The 17,866-nt window shown below is 48.5% G+C and carries 19 protein-coding genes and 1 pseudogene; 15 read left to right on the top strand and 5 right to left on the bottom strand.

Features of this window, described 5'->3' with window-relative positions; genetic code table 11:
* Positions 1-29: 29 nt before the first annotated feature.
* The 5 genes from HAV38_RS17305 (at position 30) to HAV38_RS17285 (ending at position 3,234) form a co-directional block, all read left to right on the top strand.
* Positions 30-908 (top strand): ATP-binding cassette domain-containing protein, encoded by an 879-nt coding sequence (locus HAV38_RS17305; protein ID WP_168056928.1) that lies wholly within the window; start codon positions 30-32, stop codon positions 906-908.
* 70 nt (positions 909-978) lie between these two features.
* Positions 979-1,197 (top strand): TOBE domain-containing protein, encoded by a 219-nt coding sequence (locus HAV38_RS17300; RefSeq protein ID WP_168056645.1) that lies wholly within the window; start codon positions 979-981, stop codon positions 1,195-1,197.
* A gap of 120 nt (positions 1,198-1,317) precedes the next feature.
* A complete protein-coding gene (locus HAV38_RS17295) occupies positions 1,318-1,533 on the top strand; it encodes a TOBE domain-containing protein (RefSeq protein WP_108442330.1) in 216 nt (71 codons plus the stop codon).
* A 30-nt stretch (positions 1,534-1,563) separates the two neighbouring features.
* Positions 1,564-2,607, top strand: a complete 1,044-nt coding sequence (locus HAV38_RS17290; protein ID WP_168056644.1) for an EAL domain-containing protein — start codon at positions 1,564-1,566, stop codon at positions 2,605-2,607.
* Between the two features lie 12 nt (positions 2,608-2,619).
* Positions 2,620-3,234 (top strand): RBBP9/YdeN family alpha/beta hydrolase, encoded by a 615-nt coding sequence (locus tag HAV38_RS17285; RefSeq protein WP_168056643.1) that lies wholly within the window; start codon positions 2,620-2,622, stop codon positions 3,232-3,234.
* On the opposite strand, the gene HAV38_RS17280 is transcribed toward HAV38_RS17285, so the two are convergent.
* A complete protein-coding gene (locus HAV38_RS17280; RefSeq protein WP_168056642.1) occupies positions 3,215-3,442 on the bottom strand; it encodes a hypothetical protein in 228 nt (75 codons plus the stop codon). The two genes, HAV38_RS17285 and HAV38_RS17280, sit on opposite strands and share 20 nt — an antisense overlap.
* Before the next feature lie 115 nt (positions 3,443-3,557).
* Between HAV38_RS17280 and cysT the strand changes: the two genes are divergently transcribed.
* From cysT to HAV38_RS17260, 4 genes are all read left to right on the top strand, one after another.
* On the top strand, positions 3,558-4,433 hold the full coding sequence (gene cysT / locus HAV38_RS17275) for a sulfate ABC transporter permease subunit CysT (protein ID WP_168056641.1): 876 nt from the start codon (positions 3,558-3,560) through the stop codon (positions 4,431-4,433).
* Positions 4,434-4,514: 81 nt separating this feature from the next.
* Entirely contained in the window at positions 4,515-5,441 is a 927-nt protein-coding gene (cysW, locus tag HAV38_RS17270; RefSeq protein WP_168056640.1) for a sulfate ABC transporter permease subunit CysW, read from the top strand.
* 27 nt (positions 5,442-5,468) lie between these two features.
* Positions 5,469-6,557 carry a sulfate/molybdate ABC transporter ATP-binding protein gene (locus tag HAV38_RS17265; protein WP_168056639.1) on the top strand — a complete coding sequence of 363 codons (1,089 nt, stop codon included), beginning with the start codon at positions 5,469-5,471 and terminating at the stop codon, positions 6,555-6,557.
* Complete coding sequence (locus HAV38_RS17260) at positions 6,554-7,486, top strand: CysB family HTH-type transcriptional regulator (protein ID WP_168056638.1); 933 nt, start codon at positions 6,554-6,556, stop codon at positions 7,484-7,486. The genes HAV38_RS17265 and HAV38_RS17260 overlap by 4 nt, the downstream gene beginning before the upstream one ends.
* A 508-nt stretch (positions 7,487-7,994) precedes the next feature.
* Here HAV38_RS17260 and HAV38_RS17255 read toward each other — a convergent pair.
* Positions 7,995-8,240, bottom strand: coding sequence for a sensor histidine kinase (locus HAV38_RS17255; protein ID WP_168056637.1), 246 nt, complete (start codon positions 8,238-8,240; stop codon positions 7,995-7,997).
* A gap of 121 nt (positions 8,241-8,361) precedes the next feature.
* Here HAV38_RS17255 and HAV38_RS22330 point away from each other — a divergent pair.
* The 3 genes and pseudogenes from HAV38_RS22330 to HAV38_RS17240 form a co-directional block, all read left to right on the top strand.
* A pseudogene (locus HAV38_RS22330) lies at positions 8,362-8,858 on the top strand (MFS transporter); the annotation flags it as partial.
* The gene (locus tag HAV38_RS17245; RefSeq protein ID WP_425338702.1) at positions 8,859-9,881 is read left to right on the top strand and encodes an MFS transporter; all 1,023 of its coding nucleotides are present in this window, start codon (positions 8,859-8,861) and stop codon (positions 9,879-9,881) included.
* A gap of 175 nt (positions 9,882-10,056) precedes the next feature.
* Complete coding sequence (locus tag HAV38_RS17240; protein WP_168056634.1) at positions 10,057-10,254, top strand: hypothetical protein; 198 nt, start codon at positions 10,057-10,059, stop codon at positions 10,252-10,254.
* Between the two features lie 160 nt (positions 10,255-10,414).
* Here the strand turns inward: HAV38_RS17240 and HAV38_RS17235 are convergent, their stop codons facing one another.
* Positions 10,415-11,506 carry a glycosyltransferase family 4 protein gene (locus HAV38_RS17235; RefSeq protein ID WP_168056633.1) on the bottom strand — a complete coding sequence of 364 codons (1,092 nt, stop codon included), beginning with the start codon at positions 11,504-11,506 and terminating at the stop codon, positions 10,415-10,417.
* Positions 11,507-12,575: 1,069 nt separating this feature from the next.
* On the opposite strand from HAV38_RS17235, the gene HAV38_RS17230 reads away from it, so the two are divergent.
* Both HAV38_RS17230 and HAV38_RS17225 read left to right on the top strand, forming a co-directional pair.
* Positions 12,576-13,178 carry a 3'-5' exonuclease gene (locus HAV38_RS17230; RefSeq protein ID WP_168056632.1) on the top strand — a complete coding sequence of 201 codons (603 nt, stop codon included), beginning with the start codon at positions 12,576-12,578 and terminating at the stop codon, positions 13,176-13,178.
* Positions 13,179-13,264: 86 nt separating this feature from the next.
* Positions 13,265-13,735 carry a ProQ/FINO family protein gene (locus HAV38_RS17225; RefSeq protein WP_245182420.1) on the top strand — a complete coding sequence of 157 codons (471 nt, stop codon included), beginning with the start codon at positions 13,265-13,267 and terminating at the stop codon, positions 13,733-13,735.
* 301 nt (positions 13,736-14,036) lie between these two features.
* On the opposite strand, the gene HAV38_RS17220 is transcribed toward HAV38_RS17225, so the two are convergent.
* The gene (locus HAV38_RS17220; RefSeq protein ID WP_209216791.1) at positions 14,037-14,792 is read right to left on the bottom strand and encodes a response regulator; all 756 of its coding nucleotides are present in this window, start codon (positions 14,790-14,792) and stop codon (positions 14,037-14,039) included.
* A 6-nt stretch (positions 14,793-14,798) separates the two neighbouring features.
* Positions 14,799-16,235 carry an ATP-binding protein gene (locus HAV38_RS17215; protein WP_168056630.1) on the bottom strand — a complete coding sequence of 479 codons (1,437 nt, stop codon included), beginning with the start codon at positions 16,233-16,235 and terminating at the stop codon, positions 14,799-14,801.
* A gap of 383 nt (positions 16,236-16,618) precedes the next feature.
* Between HAV38_RS17215 and HAV38_RS17210 the strand changes: the two genes are divergently transcribed.
* A complete protein-coding gene (locus HAV38_RS17210; RefSeq protein ID WP_245182419.1) occupies positions 16,619-17,824 on the top strand; it encodes an efflux RND transporter periplasmic adaptor subunit in 1,206 nt (401 codons plus the stop codon).
* Positions 17,825-17,866 lie beyond the last annotated feature (42 nt).

Raw genomic sequence — 17,866 nt, 5'->3', positions numbered from 1 at the left:
TAATTTAATCAAGAGTAATGGACATGAATATGCAAATTGATCCTATTGAAAATGCCCACATCAAGGCGGCAACAGATGTGGCAACAAAGGTCGCAACCGACGCGGCGAGGTCAGGTCGGGGGATTGGTATCTCTATTCAATCGGTATCGAAATCTTACGCCGGTCGTGAAGTTTTAAAAGCGCTGAATGTTGACATAGAGCCCGGCGAATTCGTTGCCATTGTGGGGCGCAGCGGTTGCGGTAAAAGTACGTTATTGCGACTGATTGCCGGTCTGGAACATGAGAGCGCCGGTGCGATTCATTTTGGTTCGGGACCCAAGCCTGAACAAGCACCCGAAATCCGCATCATGTTCCAGGATTCGCGTCTGCTGCCATGGAAGAAAGTAGTCAACAACGTCGCGCTCGGCTTGCCGTCCAAATCGTCCGCTGTCACGGCGGGCAACGTGTTGCGCCAAGTGGGGCTTGAGGATCGTGCTCACGAGTGGCCGGCCGTTTTATCCGGCGGTCAACGTCAGCGTGTGGCGTTAGCGCGTGCGTTGGTACACGATCCTCAATTGCTGTTGCTCGATGAACCGCTGGGTGCGCTCGATGCATTGACGCGCATCGAAATGCAGCAGTTGATTGAGACGCTATGGCAAGCTAGTAAATTTACGGCGGTACTTGTGACCCACGACGTCCAGGAAGCGATTGCGTTAGCAGATCGTATTCTGTTGATTGAAGAGGGCGAGGTCACCTTGGATGAGCGCATCGATTTGCCCCGACCGCGCGCACTTGGAAATGCGGTATTTGCACAACTGGAAGAAAAAATTCTGGCGCGTGTACTGCAACATCCAGCGCCAGAAAATAATACGACGTTGGGCGATATTTCGCTATTGCGAACTGTATCCCAAGTCAGTTGGGCTATTTGACCCTGACACAAAACAGAAGTTATATCACTACCTTCGACTTACACCGCGCTATCACTATTAAGGAGACGTCATGAGTATTCAGGCTATCAATGTTCGTAATCAATTCAGAGGAAAAATTACCAGCATCGTTGAGGATGAGGTGCTCTCCGGTCTTGATATTGAAACCCCGATCGGTATTGTGTCGTCGGTCATTACTTCCCGCTCGGTCAAAGATATGGGATTAGTCATCGGATCAGAAGTCGTGGCGCTGATCAAGGCGACTGAGGTATCGATTGGTAAATTGTCCTGATCGCTTAGTTGAGTAAAGCGAATCAGGGTGTAAAACGGTTTTAGAACGCTCCGAAGGTTGCGCTCCAATAATTGTTTAGTAGTAACTTTTATTTCTTCATTTTTATTTCAAGGACACATCATGTCGATTCAAGCCATCAATGTACGCAATCAATTCAAGGGTCGTATCAAAGCAATCATCGAAGGCACCGTCGTCTCAGAAATCGATGTGGAAACGCCAGCGGGAATAGTCACCTCGGTCATCACCACGCGCTCGGTAAAAGATTTGGGGCTGGTCATTGGGACTGAAGTCGTCGCATTGGTAAAGGCGACCGAAGTTTCTATCGCCAAGATATAATATTCTAAGTTTTTAAAAGCGTAGATACTCATGTCCTATCCCGCTCTAGACCAATATCTGGCTCGCTTACATGACAAGGTGCCCAACCAGGCGCAGCCCTCAAATTCATCTGGCGAGTCTGAGTCCAGCACACCTATCGATCAAAACCGGGTGTGGCTCAATGCTGATGGTCGGGTGCAGGGAAGTTACTTTAATATCACCCTTACCAGCGTCTTCCAGCCAATACGCCAGATTGCTGTCAATGACTCGGTGGCAATGGTGGCACCGGTGGCACCCTTTGCCACTGCATCAACAGGTAGCGCCGGATCAGAGGGCGTGTGCGGTAGCGACAACCCTAACCCGATCATTGGTTACGAAGGCTTCGCGCATAGCTATTCGGCCAATGATAATGGGTTGTACTTATGGCGGTTACTTGACCCCGCGGCCAGTGACGATGAGTCGATTGAGCTTGATCGTTTGTGCCGCATGCTGCATTCGATTAACTTTTTTCGCCAGGCGCAACAGGCCGACCCAACAAATCAGCAATCAGTCCAGCAACCTCAACTTTTTTTGAGTGTCCATGCGCGCTTGTTGGCGGCGGTCGATAGCAATCACGGTACGGCATTTCGGCGTATTCTGACGTTGCTGGGATTGCCCCAGGAAGATATCGTGTTGCAATTGCCGCCCGTCACGGCAACACAAAGCTGGCTGTTAAACTATGTGCTGGATAATTACCGACGCAATCATTTCCGGCTAGCGGTCAACGCGGACTCGATTGGTCAGGCGCATGATTTGCTGGAACGCGTACGGCCTGACGTGTTGAAGATTGATGGGCGCGGTATGGCCAACGATGCTGAGACCAGACGCTTGCTCGACATCGCCCAAGACCGTAGCATCCAGATTATTTTTAAGCGCCTTGAAAAGCTGCGCGACTTTGAAAGCGTACAAGAAATCGCTCAAGTAGTGTTTTCTGCTAGTGGCGCACGAATTTTTGCGCAAGGCTTTTTTTGGGATTTGCCGCAGGCGACGCTGACGACGTTTGCACCCTCCGCAGGAGTGGTGGATCGGCGATCGACCGCGTCGGTAACGGATTAAGGCTGCGCTATCATGGATACCTCACCATTGCGTAACCTCTCAACTTATCGTTTTTTGTCAGATTTTCGGGTGTTGGTCGTGCCTGGTTTGAATAACAGCGGACCCCAGCACTGGCAGTCGCGCTGGCAAGCGCTGTATCCCAATATTGAGCGGGTTGAGCAGGATCAATGGGATATGCCGGTGCTGTCGCGCTGGTCGCAGCGCTTGCAAAAAACGTTGCAAAAAAAATCGCAGGTGCCGGGCGCTGCGGACAAACCGATATTATTGGTCGCGCATAGTTTTGGTTGCCTGACGACCGTGCATTGCGCCTTGGTGCAAGCTGCACTGGCGACCGACTCCATAGCTGGCGCTTTGCTGGTGGCGCCCGCCGATCCTAATAAATTCGGCGTCAGCGCTGACCTGCGTGCGCCTCTACCCTTTCCATCGATTTTAGTAGGAAGTATTAACGATCCGTGGATGGAAGCCAGCCAATCGGTCAAGTGGGCCAGATTGTGGGGAGCGGAATACATAGATGCCGGTGCCCTCGGTCATATCAATGCGGAGTCGCAACTTGGCGACTGGTTCTATGGGCAATCGCTGCTGGAGCGGTTAGTGCAGAAGGTGAAGCTTAATAATCCTGCCTGTTGATATAACCAAATAGCGAGCAAGTTTTGCCGTCCTGAAATACACCGCGACGCGTGCCGGGCTGTGCAAATCTATTGCTGCAGAGTCTGCGCTCACCGAGAGCAATGCTGCCTTCAGGTTCCTGACTATCTCTTAAATATCCCAATTTACCGAACGCATGCGGGTAGCAATACTCTTCGATCTCAAGCAACGGGACGACAATAACGCCCACTTTGGTTGCATATACGAAATAAATCTATCGTCATGCAAAAAAGTTAGTTCTCTTTATAACAGTCGAGTGCGATTATCGTCGCTTGTTAGGTGTATTTGTAATAAGGGGACGCTTTATGGCTGGTCAGGCCACTTTATCTGCTGGGTATTCGGTCAAGTCTGCTAGCCCATTTCGGGTAATGCCGGGCTTTCGCTTATCGCTCGGTTTTACTTTGTTTTATTTAGCGTTGATCGTGCTGATCCCGTTATCGGCGGTATTTCTCAAAACGTTCACGATGAGCTGGGCCGATTTTGTGATTGCCGTGACATCGCCGCGCGTGATGGCGTCTTATCGTTTGACGTTTGGGGTGTCGTTGCTGGCAGCGTTATTAAATGTGGTGTTCGGCGGCATCGTCGCGTGGGTTCTGGTGCGGTATACATTTCCTGCCAAGAAATTGATCGATGCATTGGTAGATTTGCCGTTTGCCTTACCGACCGCAGTCGCCGGTATCGCGCTGACGGCGCTGTATTCTGCAAATGGCTGGTTTGGTCGTTACCTTGAACCGCTAGGAATCAAGGTCGCCTTTACGCCTTTGGGGATATTGGTGGCGCTGACATTTATCGGCCTACCGTTTGTGGTGCGTACCGTGCAACCGGTGCTTGAAGATGCCGAACGAGAGTTGGAGGAGGCTGCCGCCAGTCTTGGTGCCAGCAACTGGCAAACCTTTGTCCGGGTCATTTTTCCGACCGTGATGCCAGCCTTGATGACCGGATTCGCGTTAGCGTTTGCGCGCGCTACCGGTGAATATGGATCGGTCATTTTTATCGCCGGTAACATGCCGATGGTCTCAGAAATCACGCCGTTATTTATTATCACCAAACTTGAGCAATACGACTATACCGGTGCCACGGCAATTGCTGTCGTTATGTTGACCGCCTCGTTTTTGTTGTTATTGACGATCAACGTTTTGCAAGCCTGGACCCGTAAGCGCGGACAGTCGGAAAAAATCTAAAACAAGGTTCTGCCCGCCATGAGTAATTTCCCATTTAATGAGAATTCGTCTACGCTCGCATCATTGGGGTCGAATTCTGTAATGTCCTCTCCCTTTCCCATCACAGGTTCTGTGACCCTACATGCACGCTTTGAACCGGTCAACGTTCCGCATGCAACGCAAGAGCCGTTTTGGGTGAGGGCGCTGTTAATCACTGTGGCGTTATTGTTCCTCACCCTCTTTTTGGTAGTACCGCTAGTGTCGGTGTTTGTCGAGGCTTTTAAAAAAGGATGGGGGGCTTATATTGCCGCCATCATAGAGCCGGATGCGGTCAGTGCTATCAAGCTGACGTTGTTGACGGCAGCGATTGCGGTTCCGCTAAATTTGGTATTCGGGGTTGCGGCATCGTGGGTAATCGCTAAGTTCGATTTCCGGGGCAAGAACATTTTATTGACATTGATCGATCTGCCATTTTCAGTTTCGCCGGTAATATCCGGTTTGATTTACGTATTGCTGTTTGGTGCGCAAGGCTGGTTTGGGCCATGGTTACGCGAGCACGATATCAAGATTTTGTTCGGGGTGCCGGGCATTGTTCTGGCGACCGTATTTGTAACGTTTCCGTTTGTTGCACGTGAATTGATTCCGTTAATGCAGGCCCAGGGCAGCGAGGAAGAAGAAGCGGCGCTGGTACTGGGAGCGTCGGGCTGGAAGACCTTCTGGTACGTGACTTTGCCGAACATTAAATGGGGCCTTTTGTACGGCGTCATTCTATGTAACGCTCGCGCCATGGGTGAGTTTGGCGCAGTGTCGGTAGTGTCCGGACACATTCGCGGCGAGACCAATACGATTCCTTTACAGGTCGAAATTTTATATAACGAATATAACTTTCAGGCAGCGTTTGCAGTGGCTTCATTGCTGGCATTTCTGGCATTGGTAACGCTGGCCCTTAAATCGTTTATTGCGTGGCGTCTGCGCGATGAAACTAGCGGCGGCAAGTCCCATGGATCACTTCATACGCTCCAATCATAATGCCGACGACCCACTCAGGAGAATGCCATGGGCATCGCAGTAAATAATATCAATAAAAAATTTGGCCAATTCACTGCACTGAATAACGTCTCGCTCGATTTTCCTACGGGTGAGTTGACCGCGTTATTAGGGCCATCTGGTTGTGGAAAAACCACGTTGTTGCGAATTATTGCGGGACTGGAAGGGCAAGATTCAGGGCAAGTATTGCTTGATGGCGAAGATGCCTCATCACGCCATGTGCGTGAACGTCAGGTCGGTTTTGTATTTCAGCATTACGCATTGTTTAAGCACATGACCGTGTTTGAGAACATCGCGTTTGGCTTACGCGTTAAGCCACGCGCGTCGCGACCATCGGAGAGCGTCATCCGCGAGAAGGTGACGGAATTGCTCGAACTAGTGCAACTGGACTGGTTGGCAGACAGGTTTCCTCCGCAATTGTCGGGCGGACAGCGCCAGCGGATAGCATTGGCACGCGCTCTAGCCGTAGAGCCACGTGTGTTACTACTGGATGAACCGTTTGGTGCCCTGGACGCCAAGGTACGTAAAGAACTGCGGCGCTGGTTACGCCGTCTGCATGATGAGTTGCATGTGACGAGTATTTTTGTGACGCATGATCAGGAAGAGGCGCTGGAAGTTGCCGATCAGATCGTGCTGATGAATAAAGGTAACGTCGAACAAACGGGTTCACCGCAAGAAGTGTATGAGCATCCGACCTCACCTTTTGTGTATGGATTTTTGGGTAACGTTAATCTGTTCCATGGTCGTGTGCATCAGGGCGTTCTGGATACTGGCGGCATGCGTTTGGATGTGCCGGGCCATGCGGAGGCCGAGGACGTTGCCGGTATCGGCTATGTAAGGCCGCATGATCTGGATATCGAACGTTACGCCAAAGGCGCAGAAGGTATCGTGGTGCAACTCATCAGAGCGCATGCGATTGGACCGCTGGCGCAACTGGAGTTAGCGCGCGACGACAATGCAGAGTTGATTGAAGCGGTGATTTCTGCAGAACGTTTTAAACAGCTAGATTTAAAAGAGGGCGAAACGCTCGTGGTGCGTCCGCGTCGCTTACACGTGTTCGTGGACCAACCATCTCACCATAACCAGGATGCGCGATGAATTTTCAACAGTTAAGATCGATACGAGAAGCGGCACGCTGCGGCTTTAACCTGACCGAAGTAGCCAACGTATTGTTCACGTCGCAGCCGGGGGTAAGCCGACAGATTCGTGAACTGGAAGAAGAACTGGGCGTCGATATTTTTGTCCGCAATGGCAAGCGCCTGATCGGATTGACCGATCCCGGCAAAGGCATTTTGCAAATCGTAGAGAAACTCTTGCAAGAGGCAGAAAATTTACGTCAGGCCAGTAAGGAATACACCGGCGAGACTACCGGAACCCTATCCATCGCTGCAACCCATACGCAGGCGCGCTACGCCTTACCCCGCGTGGTGCAGGGCTTTCGCGCACGCTTCCCCGATGTCCGCATAGCGTTGCAACAGAGTTCGCCAGAACATATCGCTGAATGGGTGATCTCGGGTAAAGCCGATGTCGGTATTGCCACCGAAGGCTTGTCGCAGTTTAAGGAACTAATCTCTTTCCCCTGCTATGAATGGAGTCATGTCGTCGTGGTGCCGCAACACCATCCGTTATTGTTAGTGGAGCGCCCAATCAGCCTGAGTGATCTGGCGGCCTATCCATTAATTACTTACGATGTCGGTTTTACTGGTCGTGGTCATATTGACGCGGCGTTCAGAGCGGCCGGTATTAATCCCGATATCGTGCTGACTGCGATGGACTCGGATGTGATTCAGCAATATGTTTCGTTGGAGTTGGGGGTCGGTATTGTTGCAGCGATGGCGGCAGAACATACCCGTCAAAACGGCTTGCAAACGTTGGAAGTGTCACATTTGTTTGCCTCCAATGTGACCCGACTTGCAGTCCGGCGCGGTGCTTATTTGCGGTCCTATACGATGGATTTTATTTTGCAGTTTGCGCCGCAATTGAAGCGGGCGGATATTCTTGAGGCGTTGCAGGCTGAGGCGCATTGATCAATATTTGGATAATGGAGATGAATATTGTTTTCAGTTATATGCACGTCTGCTAAGCGGCTTTGTGCTTTAGCTCCATAAGCACCCTCTGTGTTAAGGTAGGTGGTAAGTTGCCGATTTAGGCATTCTTCATCCGAACCGGCGGCAGAAAAAGCACATGCACCACTTACTCAGATATTGCATGATGCGTTACGTTAACTGCTTGAATCTACCCATCATAAAAATGAGAAGATTACCCCTCTCACGCTTGGATGAATTGCTGCCTTCGAGGAAGAACGCTTACGTCAAGACGGCTGCGCCGGATGCTTACAAATTACGGCCTTAAAGGGAGCGACAAGAAACGGTAACGGTGGTGGAGAAATAGCCGATCAGAACTTCTGAGCGTTCCGGCTCTCAATCTTTTTCTGCATCAGTTAACAGGGTTATTCACTTTTCGGGATTTTAGTCAAAAATATCCGAGATAGTTTAACGCGATAAGGTGCACACGTAGAAGCGGGTGAAATCTAGTTCAGTTTCTCAGCAGGCGAATCAAGATGCGTGTGCCGTTGCCTGGTTGACTCTTTATGGTCAGTTGACCAGCAGCGCCATGCACGCGCTCTTTCATGCCAAGCAAGCCGATGCCTGATACTGCCGCTACTGGATCAAATCCTTGCCCGTTGTCAGCGATCTCAATATCGATAACCTGTTTATCTGCAGGGCAGGTAACATGCACAGTGCATTGTGTGGCATTGGCATGTTTAACGACATTCGACATTACTAAACCTCCGGCTTCATTAAGTTGATGGAGATGAGCTTCGAACATAAAACCAAATACGCCACATTACTTATTAAGTAACTTACACAGCATTCTTATAAACATCTATCGAAGAAGGATTATGCGTTTAAATATAAAACAACTTGCAATACTTGTCATGTCACTTTTTCTGTCTCTGACATTCATTGATGAGACAGGGGTGGCAGTGACACTCTCATCTATTCAGAGTGATTTACATCTTACTGAAACGGGTGTTCAGTGGGTAATGAGTAGTTTTTTCGTTTCGCTTGCGGTATTCGTACTTGGCGCCGGTCGCGTGTCTGATATGTTGGGCCACCGCAAAATATTTTTATTGGGCTTGCCGGGTTTGTAGCCGGTTCAATTGGCGCTGCAATTGCCAGCAACGTGGAAATGATTGTGGCTGCAAGGGTAGTTCAGGGATTTGGAGCTAGTTGTATGTTTGCAACTTATGCTGTCCTTCTTGGCCGTGTGTTTCCAAGTAACGAACAAGGTTATGCGCTTGGGACCAGTGCCGCCATTGCCGCTTTTTTCCTGGCAGCAGGACCATTCATTGGTGGCGTTTTGGCTGAATATTTATCATGGCGTGTCATCTTCTGGATGAATGTTCCTATTTCTTTCTTTGTGTGGAGAGCGGTTCTTCGCGCGATTCCAGCAGACAATGCCGTAGAGTTGACGGTTGATCAGCATTTTGATTACATGGGTTTCTTTACCTTTTTGTTCGGGTTCGGCACTTTAGTTATTACGCTCATGCAGTCACAGATATGGGGATGGAATAGTCCTTATACGATTTATGGGGCGCTGTTAGCCATCGTTCTGCTGATAGTTTTTGTCGTGACTGAACTGACAGTGCGACAACCACTTGTTGATTTACGCCTGTTCAAAAAATTGGACTATCTTTGCGCAAACGTTGTGCTTCTGACGGCGCAAGTGAGTGTGATGGTGATCGCTTTTTGGGCGATCTGGTTGCAAGTATCCATGAGTTATACCCCGTTAGAAGCGGGACTACGGCTTCTGCCGACCGGTTTGCCTATCATATACATGGGAAGATTTGCGGGAAAGTGGGCGGATTCCTCCGGGGTTGGAGCGCCAATAAAACTAGGGTGTGGATTGTGCCTGTTATCTGCAATATGGATGAGTGTCACAATACCGATGAATAATTACGCCCTGAGTCTCGTCGGTATGTTGCTCTATGGCGTTGGAGCCCCACTGGTGATTTCGCCTGGTATTAAAGCTGTTCTGATCGCTGTCCCTGGCCATATGGCGGGAATGGCTTCAGGAACCCTTAACACGATGAGAAATCTTGGAGCAGCACTTTGTTTTGCGGTGGTTGGCACAGCAGTTTCTGCAGCGCAGCGCTTTTACTTTAACGCCAGTAACGATTTAAGCGCAAATTACGCTAATTTGCTACCGCAGATGGATTCGTCATTTTTGCTCAAGATGGCGACAACACCTGGCATGGACAACTCGGAGATGGTTATGCTGCGATCAGCAGCAGCCAACGGCTATGCCTACGCTTTAGGGTGGGGAATGTGGACAGTCGTCGCCTTTGCTGCAGTCGGATTTTTCTTTGCTTGCATCGGATTTCCCCGGTCATCGTTGCATGAAAAACTCGGCGGATAAATTTAAATGGATACTTGAAGGTTGGCAGGAGTTCGGCCTTATACGAAGTGGAACATAAGGCCGATCATGGTCCGCCTCAGAATGGGCCTGTAAAAAACATTGGGTAACATTCAGACAGACGAACACGACGATCACTGGTTGTACTTAGTCGGAAAAGGAAGTAAGGCAGCCAAGGATGCCCTTACCGCCTATGGCGCGTACAGCGCTTGACCAATATCTGGTGCAGCGCAGGTTATCCGTGCTTTCTGCGCTGGGGAGTCCTAAACTGCCACTTATCGCCAATCTGGATAAAGGCGGAATCTACTGTATCAAAGCATGCTTGTGGCATATCATCAGAAAATTTGCGACGGCACCAGATCTTGGCGGGCCATGACGAACTTGGCGGATGCACTGCAAGGCCGTGCGTTGCGTCGCAAAGTGCAACGCGGCAGAGCGCCGACCAGAATAGCCAGATATCCAAATTACTGGGGTACTTTTACGAATAAGCGGCTGTTTTGCGCAGGAATTATGGCTTGGTATCTCAGGCTGCGCGTTTAAGACAGCGCGGGAAACGTGCGTTCCATCGTCATTTTCATTAATTCCTCCTCAAGTTTTTTTGTACTCGATGCCCAATTGAGTCTAGAGTTGTACTCAAGTAATGAATTGTCAAAAAGCGGAATATAATTTTTGGCCATGTCAAGGAAAATACCCTTTACAAGACTTGATGCATCCTCTACGAAGCTCTCCCTACTAAACAAGTACCCATTCTTCCCGTGTTTTACGATCGTTTTTAAACCCTCTACGTCCGTTCCTATAATCGGTATTCCGTAAGCATTAGCTTCACATAACGCTATACCAAATGGTTCAGAAAGAGCAGGATGAACGATGAAATGGGATTTCTGAAATATTTTTAATAAAACACCAAGTTGATCACTATCTGCCTTATTAAGAAAACCCCATTTAATTACATAGGGAAAGTTATAGGTCTCGTGAGTAAGCTCACAACCAACAACGTTGAGAATTGTTTTGATACCCATAGAGTTTAAATTAGCAGCTAGCTGCACTGCACTACCCAATCCCTTTCTTTCCCAATCACAGCCTAAAAACAGCAAATTTAAGGTGTCGCTATTCATTCTTTCGGAAAGAAATTTTATTAAGGCATTGATGGGAGGGGGAGCGAAAATGTTCGCACCAAATGGTATCACCTTAACTTTTTCGCTATTAACTTTATAATCTCTGACGCATGCCTCTGCAACATAATTTGATGAGTACACCAATAAATCAAATTTGGCGGCAGCCATCTTGTCATATAGATAGAGCTCTCGATTTTTTAATTTAAAATTTGAAAAATTGTCTCTATTTTCATATCCATGTAAATAGGTGTGCCAGGTGCTATCATGCCAATATACTGCAGGAATATTATAATTATATGATTTTATTGGTTTAAAACACACCATGAATATAATGTAATCTGCCTTAATATTATCTTTTGATAAATACTTATTTAACATTTCGTCTCCTTCAATTTCCATATACTCAGCTACGATATCAAATCTCTCCCTTAAAGCTCTAGTCATAAAATAGAGTGTTCCAGAAAAAATTTTAATGTCGTATGGATTAAAAGGACTTACCAGGACAAGTTTCATGACAGAATTACTTTCTATGAAATAGATGAAATAGAGTCTGATAGAATGGATATCATCGGGTTACTGCAGTATGCCCTGTAAATTTTAAAGTCGGCCCTGCAAGATTCAACAGATATGGTGGGTACCATTGAAATTATGAACTGCTGAGAGGGCTAAACAACTAAACCGCGAGTTTCTTGCTGTCGTAATTATTCTGGTCTTGCCGCGTTATGATGGTGGGACTTCCGCCGATAGCATTTTGATTGGGCTTGCAACAGGCGCAAGTTTCTTTGGCCTGTTTTGCCAGGTATTGGGACAGGCGGTCTTTTTCCAATACGTCTTATCGAATCGATGGATTAGCTTCAGCATCTATAATGAAACGGCAATTGGACAGCATTTATGCAAGACATTGGCTACACCATTCCAGTCTCGCGATTATTGTGTTGAACAGGCAATTTCAATTCATAATGAACACGCGCTGTATTATCGACCCTAAGAACCAAAATATTGGGAAGAAGAGACGATATCTTTAATCACCTGCTGGTTGCTCATATGATATGGCGCAAATTATTTAATCAAAAATAAGTAATTGGTATATATAAACATTTTTTAAATAAAGCGGTAAGACCGATAAATATTGTGCATTAACCCGTGTCGTTTTACATGAGGACAGCGAGGTGAAATTCGTTAGACCGGCACAGCGCTATAATGGCCGGGATGCAGCGAGTCCAAGCACTGTGAGCAAGCTATGAAGCTGCAAGAAGCGACACCCGGAACGTTGGTCAGGTGCTACGCGGGAGTGGACATAAAGAACGAGGTTTTTTGGCTAAATCCCGAACAAAATCAGCCAGAAGCAATTAAGAACGCAGCATGTCTTGACGCGACATTATTCTTGTCAATTACCCGGGGGCCGTCCTCTTGAAAACGACTTTGTGGGAACGTTTCTTATCTTCATTTTACATTCACAGATATAGCCACCAAATCGTTATAAAAAAATTGTGGCAAGCCGCCCGTATAATAGGAATTAATGACAATCAACGATTTATCGGAACCCTTACCATATGGCAAATTACGCGCAAATGATGGTTGCATGACGACCGCCCCCGTATCCGAGGTGATTGAAGAAGTATTGCCCCCCTACGAAGGAATTACTGCAGCGTCAGTGCGCGTTGTCCGGTTTGCCGCTGAAGCGCAACAGGCGCTGGCGGTGTTGATGGCGACCGATGTCATCGGGTTCGATACCGAATCCAAGCCGACCTTTAATAAGGGTGAGCTATCGGATGGGCCGCATTTGATTCAGCTGGCTGCGGATGATGTCGTATTCCTGTTTCCGGTAGGCCGGTTCGTCGGACAACTGGCGTCGCTTGCGGTCTTGAGGACGGTGCTTGAGTCACCGCGGATTTTGAAGGTTGGTTTCGGTCTCAGTGATGACCTTAAGCGTTTGGCCAAGAAATTAGGGATCGATTTAGTCCAGGTAGTAGATTTATCGCGGGCTTTGCGGCAAGATAGCCGTAACGATGTCGGTGCCAAGTCGGCAGTCGCGCGGTTTTTTGGTCAGCGCTTAAGAAAATCCAAGAAAACCTCTACCAGTAACTGGGCGCAATTTCCGCTGACCGAACGCCAGATTCTTTACGCTGCGGATGATGCACAGGTTGCTTTACGGATATACCGTCTTTGGCAGAAAAGTGTCTGAATTCGGGATCAAAACGCTTCTCGTGATATGCTTCTCCGCTTGTAAATATAAATGTCTTTTTGCTGTCAATGAATATGCCAAGTAATATGCCAAGTCTTGTTCCTAGTACTACCCCCGATACAACTATTCCTGCCACGCTTGCTCCTGCTCAAAATGCGCGCATTTTGCTAAAGGATTTGCAGGAAAAATTTGCCGCTTTTCGCGAATTCATGCCATTGGCGATTGGTATCGACAAACAACTCATCGCACGCTGTCCTGAACTGAACCGCAAAGTTATGCGAATGGCCTTGGGAATGCACGTTAATTCGTTGCGCTATCTTAAAGGGATGGAAAAAGCGACAGTCAGATTTGATCTGGATGGCAATATCTCGGATGCGGTAACGGACGTCCATCGCACCCACGCTTCCGAAATCTTGCGTGAACGCTTTAAGAAAAATGCTGATCATCGTAAGGCGCAGCGTATCGCAGAGGAAGCGGCACGCGTAGCGGAAATCGAGGCGCTTCAACGTGCCGAGAAGCTCAATCAGCTTACGGCCAAGTTTTCACGTAAGGGCTGATTGCTTTGATTTGCCTGGTTGGTGGATGACATGGGTGGCACATCAAACGTTTACAGGTAGACAAACGTTTGAGCGGCACCCATAAAATGCCTTAGTTCCTCCGTGAACTGACATTGAGCTGAGATTGAGCTGAGATTGAGCTGACACTAAGCCGCACTAAGCCGCACTAAGCCGACACCAAGCCTGCATTAAAGCCTTGCCCAAAGGTGGGGTTGCCCGATCTGATGGAGAGGTAAATCTTTATCACACCGGCGCTTTAAAGACTGATTTTCTCCTTTTTTCGATATTCGTAAATTGTCGTTTAATCCGAATCAAGCACTACAAATTTATATCCAGTTCCGTAAATTGCATGAATGATGCTTTTATCCGGAAAGAAGGGTTCAAACTTCCGCCGTAGATTTTTGATATGGCTGTCGATGGCTCGGTCGGTGACTGAGCGGTATTCGTCATGCAGATGATTGAGCAATTGGTCGCGTGAAAACACACGCCCCGGTGCGGCGTTAAATATGGCGATCAGCCTGAATTCCAATGGTGTCAGGTTGAGGACGATGCCATTGACGCTGGCTTGGTGGCGATCTTCATCTATTACGATCCCTTGTGTTTTTTGACCGGAATTGCCATCGATGCTGAAGTTAGGATCGGCGCTAAAGCTATCGCTTTGACTGCGACGTAACATCGCCTTGACTCTGGCAACGATTTCGCGGGGGCTAAACGGTGTTTTGCAAATATAATCGTCGGCACCTAATTCCAGACCTCTCAGGCGATCCTCTTGTTCTACGCGCGCACTAAGCATCAAAATCGGGACGGCTGAAAAACGTCGCAACGACTGACAAATTTCCCAGCCGTCGCAGCCAGGTAACATAATGTCCAGTAAAATCAGGTCAGGCAATTTTTTTCTGACTTCAGGTAATGCTTCCCGCCCATCGCTAATCCAGCGCGAGCCATAACCTGCTGCGGTCAAATAGGTTTGCAACAATTCCGCCATCTTCGGCTCATCCTCAACCACCAAAATGTCTGCATTGGCGGGTGGCATATATTCAAAGTGTGTGCTGGTCATGGCAACTCAGGAATAATCTCTGGTGACGATTTTTGGTAGTGAAATGGTCAGACGCAAGCCGCCCAGCGGTGATGCCGATGCGCTGATACTGCCGTGATGTGCTTCAACGATGCGTTCGCAGATAGCCAGGCCCAATCCAGCGCCACCGGTGGCGCGGTTGCGCGATGCTTCCGCCCGAAAGAACCGTTCAAATAAGCGTGGCATCGCAGCTTCATCAACCCCCGGAGCACTGTCATCGAATTGTAGCAGCCAGCTCTCTTGCTGACGTGCCAGCGTTACTTGCAAGCGACCGTTTGAACTGGTGTACCGCAGCGTATTTTCAAAAATATTATTAAATAACTGCTCCAGTCGTCCCGCGTCAGCATACACACTCATTGCGTAATCCGGCCTGTCAACTACAAGCTTCAGCACATTTTTTGCGTAGATATCTTCATAGTTGTTCAGGCATGTTTGCATTATTTTTTGCAAATCGACATCGACCTTGCGGTAAGTCAGCGCGCCGACATCCGCCAGAGACAGGTCATACAGATCATCGACCAGCTTACTCATTTTATGCACTTCTGCTTGCAACGACTGTAATGCATCTCCATCCGGTTTAAGCAGACCATCTTCAATTGCTTCTAATTGCCCATTTAATATACCAAGCGGCGTGCGTAACTCATGCGAAACGTCAGCCATGAAATCGCGTCGCATACGTTCATTGCGTTCCAGCGTATGCGCCAATTGATTGAAATCTTGCGCCAGTCTGCCGATTTCATCATGTGAGGTTAATCCAACCCGCGTGGTATAGTCGCCGCCCGCTAATTGGTGGGTGGCGCGGGCCAAGCGCGTCAAGGGTGACAATAACACGCTGGAAATTCGTGCGGCCACAAAACCAGCACCCAGAATCGACAGCAGGCCGATGATCAGTTGTGCCGCCTTCTGCGTTTGCTGAAAGCGTAAATCGACCGCGGTAATCACGCTTTCAAATGGTGTTAGTGCCATCCAGCCGATAATTTTATTATGTCCCATCAGCGGACGCAGGATCGCATCCGAACTTGCATTCTGATAACCGACTACATAGTGGCGATCCGCGTCAAGCAGACTAATACGTAAATGCGCACCGGTAAGATCCGAGATTGGCGGACTTCTTTTCACCGAACCGGGCGGCGTACCGTCGGATGGCGTCCCGTCGTCGATCAGTATTTGCCGCATGACTGCGTGCCATTGCTTCGGATTATTTTTGATGAAGTTCCAATTGCCGTTGTCGTGATAGGCCTGCTCCAGACTCGGCGTGAGATCTTCCATGCGCTGAAGTGCCTGTTGATTCAGATAGCCCAGAAAATCATGGGTAAAACTAAAGCGCAATGCAGCGCCCATGGCAATGGCGACTACTACCGCCATTGCTAGCAGGGCGGAAAAAATTTTTAGTCTGAAACTCATTTTTAAAATAAAGTCATGCATGTGTTTTCCTGATAGACGCTCTCCAACAATCAATTGAAAACGACTATTTTTTGTGCGATGGGGATCTGGTTTGAGTAGGCACTAAGCGTTGATATTATTGAAACGCCGCCTTCGCCGAACGACAGAGTTCCTAGAGTATTTACCTGTTTTACAAAAAATCTTCAATGAGGCCATAGCCGTTCATGCTGCAGAGTATCAAGGAACTGAAAGTTTGTGTGGCTATTGATATATTTTTCAAATAATGTCGATCTTCACTATTCCTCCACAATCTTCTTTCATACTGGATTTTTAGTCTGTAGATCATCGCGATGATAAAGGTGCAGCCGGGTCACCGTTGTAGCAGCGAATCTAAAGCCAATATGAACCCACGCCATCTCCAACCTATGCCTTTTAAGTCTATCTGCTTCAAACTGGTCCCTCTCCTGCTGGCAATGACAGTACTTGGTGCCTGTTCTAAAACCGAGGATTCCGCTCCTGCAAAGAAAATGGCGGAAGTCGGTTTTGTGACCGTTGCGCCGCAGCGTTTGCCTATTTCTACTACCTTGCAGGGTCGCACCACGGCATTTCTGACAGCCGATATCCGTCCTCAGATTACCGGCATTATTGAGAGTCGTTTGTTTAAAGAGGGCGCTGACGTCCGACAAGGCGACATTTTGTACCAGATTGATCCAGCAACTTATCAGGCAGCCTGGGATGGTGCCCGTGCCGCATTGGTCAGAGTAGAGGCAACGCTGCGTGCCTCTCAGGTTAAGGCTGAGCGATATGTTGAATTACTCAAAATTGACGCTGTAAGCCAGCAAGACAACGATGATGTACAAAACGCCTTAAATGAGAACAAAGCCAATGTAGAAGTGGCGCGTGCTGCGGTGAAAACGGCGCGTATTAATCTCGATTTTACTAAAATAAAATCACCGATCTCCGGTCGGATTGAAACCTCGGTCGTGACGCCCGGTACATTGGTGGTGGCGCAACAGTCGGCGGCGTTAACCACCGTGCAAAAGATTGATCCGATCTTTGTTGATGTTACGCAGTCCAGTACTGAATTGCTACGTTTGCGTAAAGAACTCGCGGCAGGGAATATCAAGAAAAGCGGGAAGGATACGGCAGTGGTCAATATTACGCTTGAAGATGGGACCGCTTATTCGTTGCCGGGACGTCTTACCTTTAGCGGAATTAGTGTCAATACCGGGACGGGAATGGTCACTCTGCGAGCAGAGGTGCCTAATCCTGAGGGCGTTTTATTACCGGGGATTTTTGTTCGGGCGGCGATCGAGGAGGGTTTTAACGATAACGCTATTTTGATTCCGCAGCGTGCGGTGACACGGGATGTAACGGGGAATGCGACGGCATTGATTCTGAATGGTGAAAATGAAGTGGCACAGCGGACGCTGGTTATTGCTGGTGCGGTGGGGAATCAGTGGTTGATTGGTGGCGGCTTGGAGGTAGGGGATCGGGTGATTGTTGACGGGTTGCAGAATGTGAAAGTTGGAGATATTGCGCGGGGAGTGGATATGACTAAGATTTTGGTTAATGTGTCGGCTGATGCAGCGGGATTGGTTGCTCAATCTGGTGGTGGTATTGGTCGGTAGCGTGATTTATATTTGTTGATATAGATTTTATGTCTTCGATAA

Origin of the sequence: Glaciimonas immobilis, assembly GCF_011947285.1 — a bacterium.
GTDB classification, from domain to species: Bacteria; Pseudomonadota; Gammaproteobacteria; order Burkholderiales; family Burkholderiaceae_D; genus Glaciimonas; species Glaciimonas immobilis.
This window is presented reverse-complemented; position numbering and strand designations above follow the sequence as displayed.

What these genes read in the sequence shown, in the direction of transcription:
- HAV38_RS17225 (WP_245182420.1), top strand. Translation starts at nt 13,265, where the DNA reads ATGCCAAGTCTTGTTCCTAGTACTACCCCCGATACAACTATTCCTGCC.
- HAV38_RS17240 (WP_168056634.1), top strand. Translation starts at nt 10,057, where the DNA reads ATGCCCTTACCGCCTATGGCGCGTACAGCGCTTGACCAATATCTGGTG.
- HAV38_RS17285 (WP_168056643.1), top strand. Translation starts at nt 2,620, where the DNA reads ATGGATACCTCACCATTGCGTAACCTCTCAACTTATCGTTTTTTGTCA.
- HAV38_RS17260 (WP_168056638.1), top strand. Translation starts at nt 6,554, where the DNA reads ATGAATTTTCAACAGTTAAGATCGATACGAGAAGCGGCACGCTGCGGC.
- HAV38_RS17230 (WP_168056632.1), top strand. Translation starts at nt 12,576, where the DNA reads ATGACGACCGCCCCCGTATCCGAGGTGATTGAAGAAGTATTGCCCCCC.
- HAV38_RS17210 (WP_245182419.1), top strand. Translation starts at nt 16,619, where the DNA reads ATGCCTTTTAAGTCTATCTGCTTCAAACTGGTCCCTCTCCTGCTGGCA.
- HAV38_RS17220 (WP_209216791.1), bottom strand. Translation starts at nt 14,792, where the DNA reads ATGACCAGCACACACTTTGAATATATGCCACCCGCCAATGCAGACATT.
- HAV38_RS17295 (WP_108442330.1), top strand. Translation starts at nt 1,318, where the DNA reads ATGTCGATTCAAGCCATCAATGTACGCAATCAATTCAAGGGTCGTATC.
- HAV38_RS17255 (WP_168056637.1), bottom strand. Translation starts at nt 8,240, where the DNA reads ATGTCGAATGTCGTTAAACATGCCAATGCCACACAATGCACTGTGCAT.
- HAV38_RS17300 (WP_168056645.1), top strand. Translation starts at nt 979, where the DNA reads ATGAGTATTCAGGCTATCAATGTTCGTAATCAATTCAGAGGAAAAATT.
- HAV38_RS17290 (WP_168056644.1), top strand. Translation starts at nt 1,564, where the DNA reads ATGTCCTATCCCGCTCTAGACCAATATCTGGCTCGCTTACATGACAAG.
- HAV38_RS17215 (WP_168056630.1), bottom strand. Translation starts at nt 16,235, where the DNA reads ATGCATGACTTTATTTTAAAAATGAGTTTCAGACTAAAAATTTTTTCC.
- HAV38_RS17245 (WP_425338702.1), top strand. Translation starts at nt 8,859, where the DNA reads ATGAATGTTCCTATTTCTTTCTTTGTGTGGAGAGCGGTTCTTCGCGCG.
- HAV38_RS17235 (WP_168056633.1), bottom strand. Translation starts at nt 11,506, where the DNA reads ATGAAACTTGTCCTGGTAAGTCCTTTTAATCCATACGACATTAAAATT.
- cysT (WP_168056641.1), top strand. Translation starts at nt 3,558, where the DNA reads ATGGCTGGTCAGGCCACTTTATCTGCTGGGTATTCGGTCAAGTCTGCT.
- HAV38_RS17305 (WP_168056928.1), top strand. Translation starts at nt 30, where the DNA reads ATGCAAATTGATCCTATTGAAAATGCCCACATCAAGGCGGCAACAGAT.
- HAV38_RS17265 (WP_168056639.1), top strand. Translation starts at nt 5,469, where the DNA reads ATGGGCATCGCAGTAAATAATATCAATAAAAAATTTGGCCAATTCACT.
- cysW (WP_168056640.1), top strand. Translation starts at nt 4,515, where the DNA reads ATGTCCTCTCCCTTTCCCATCACAGGTTCTGTGACCCTACATGCACGC.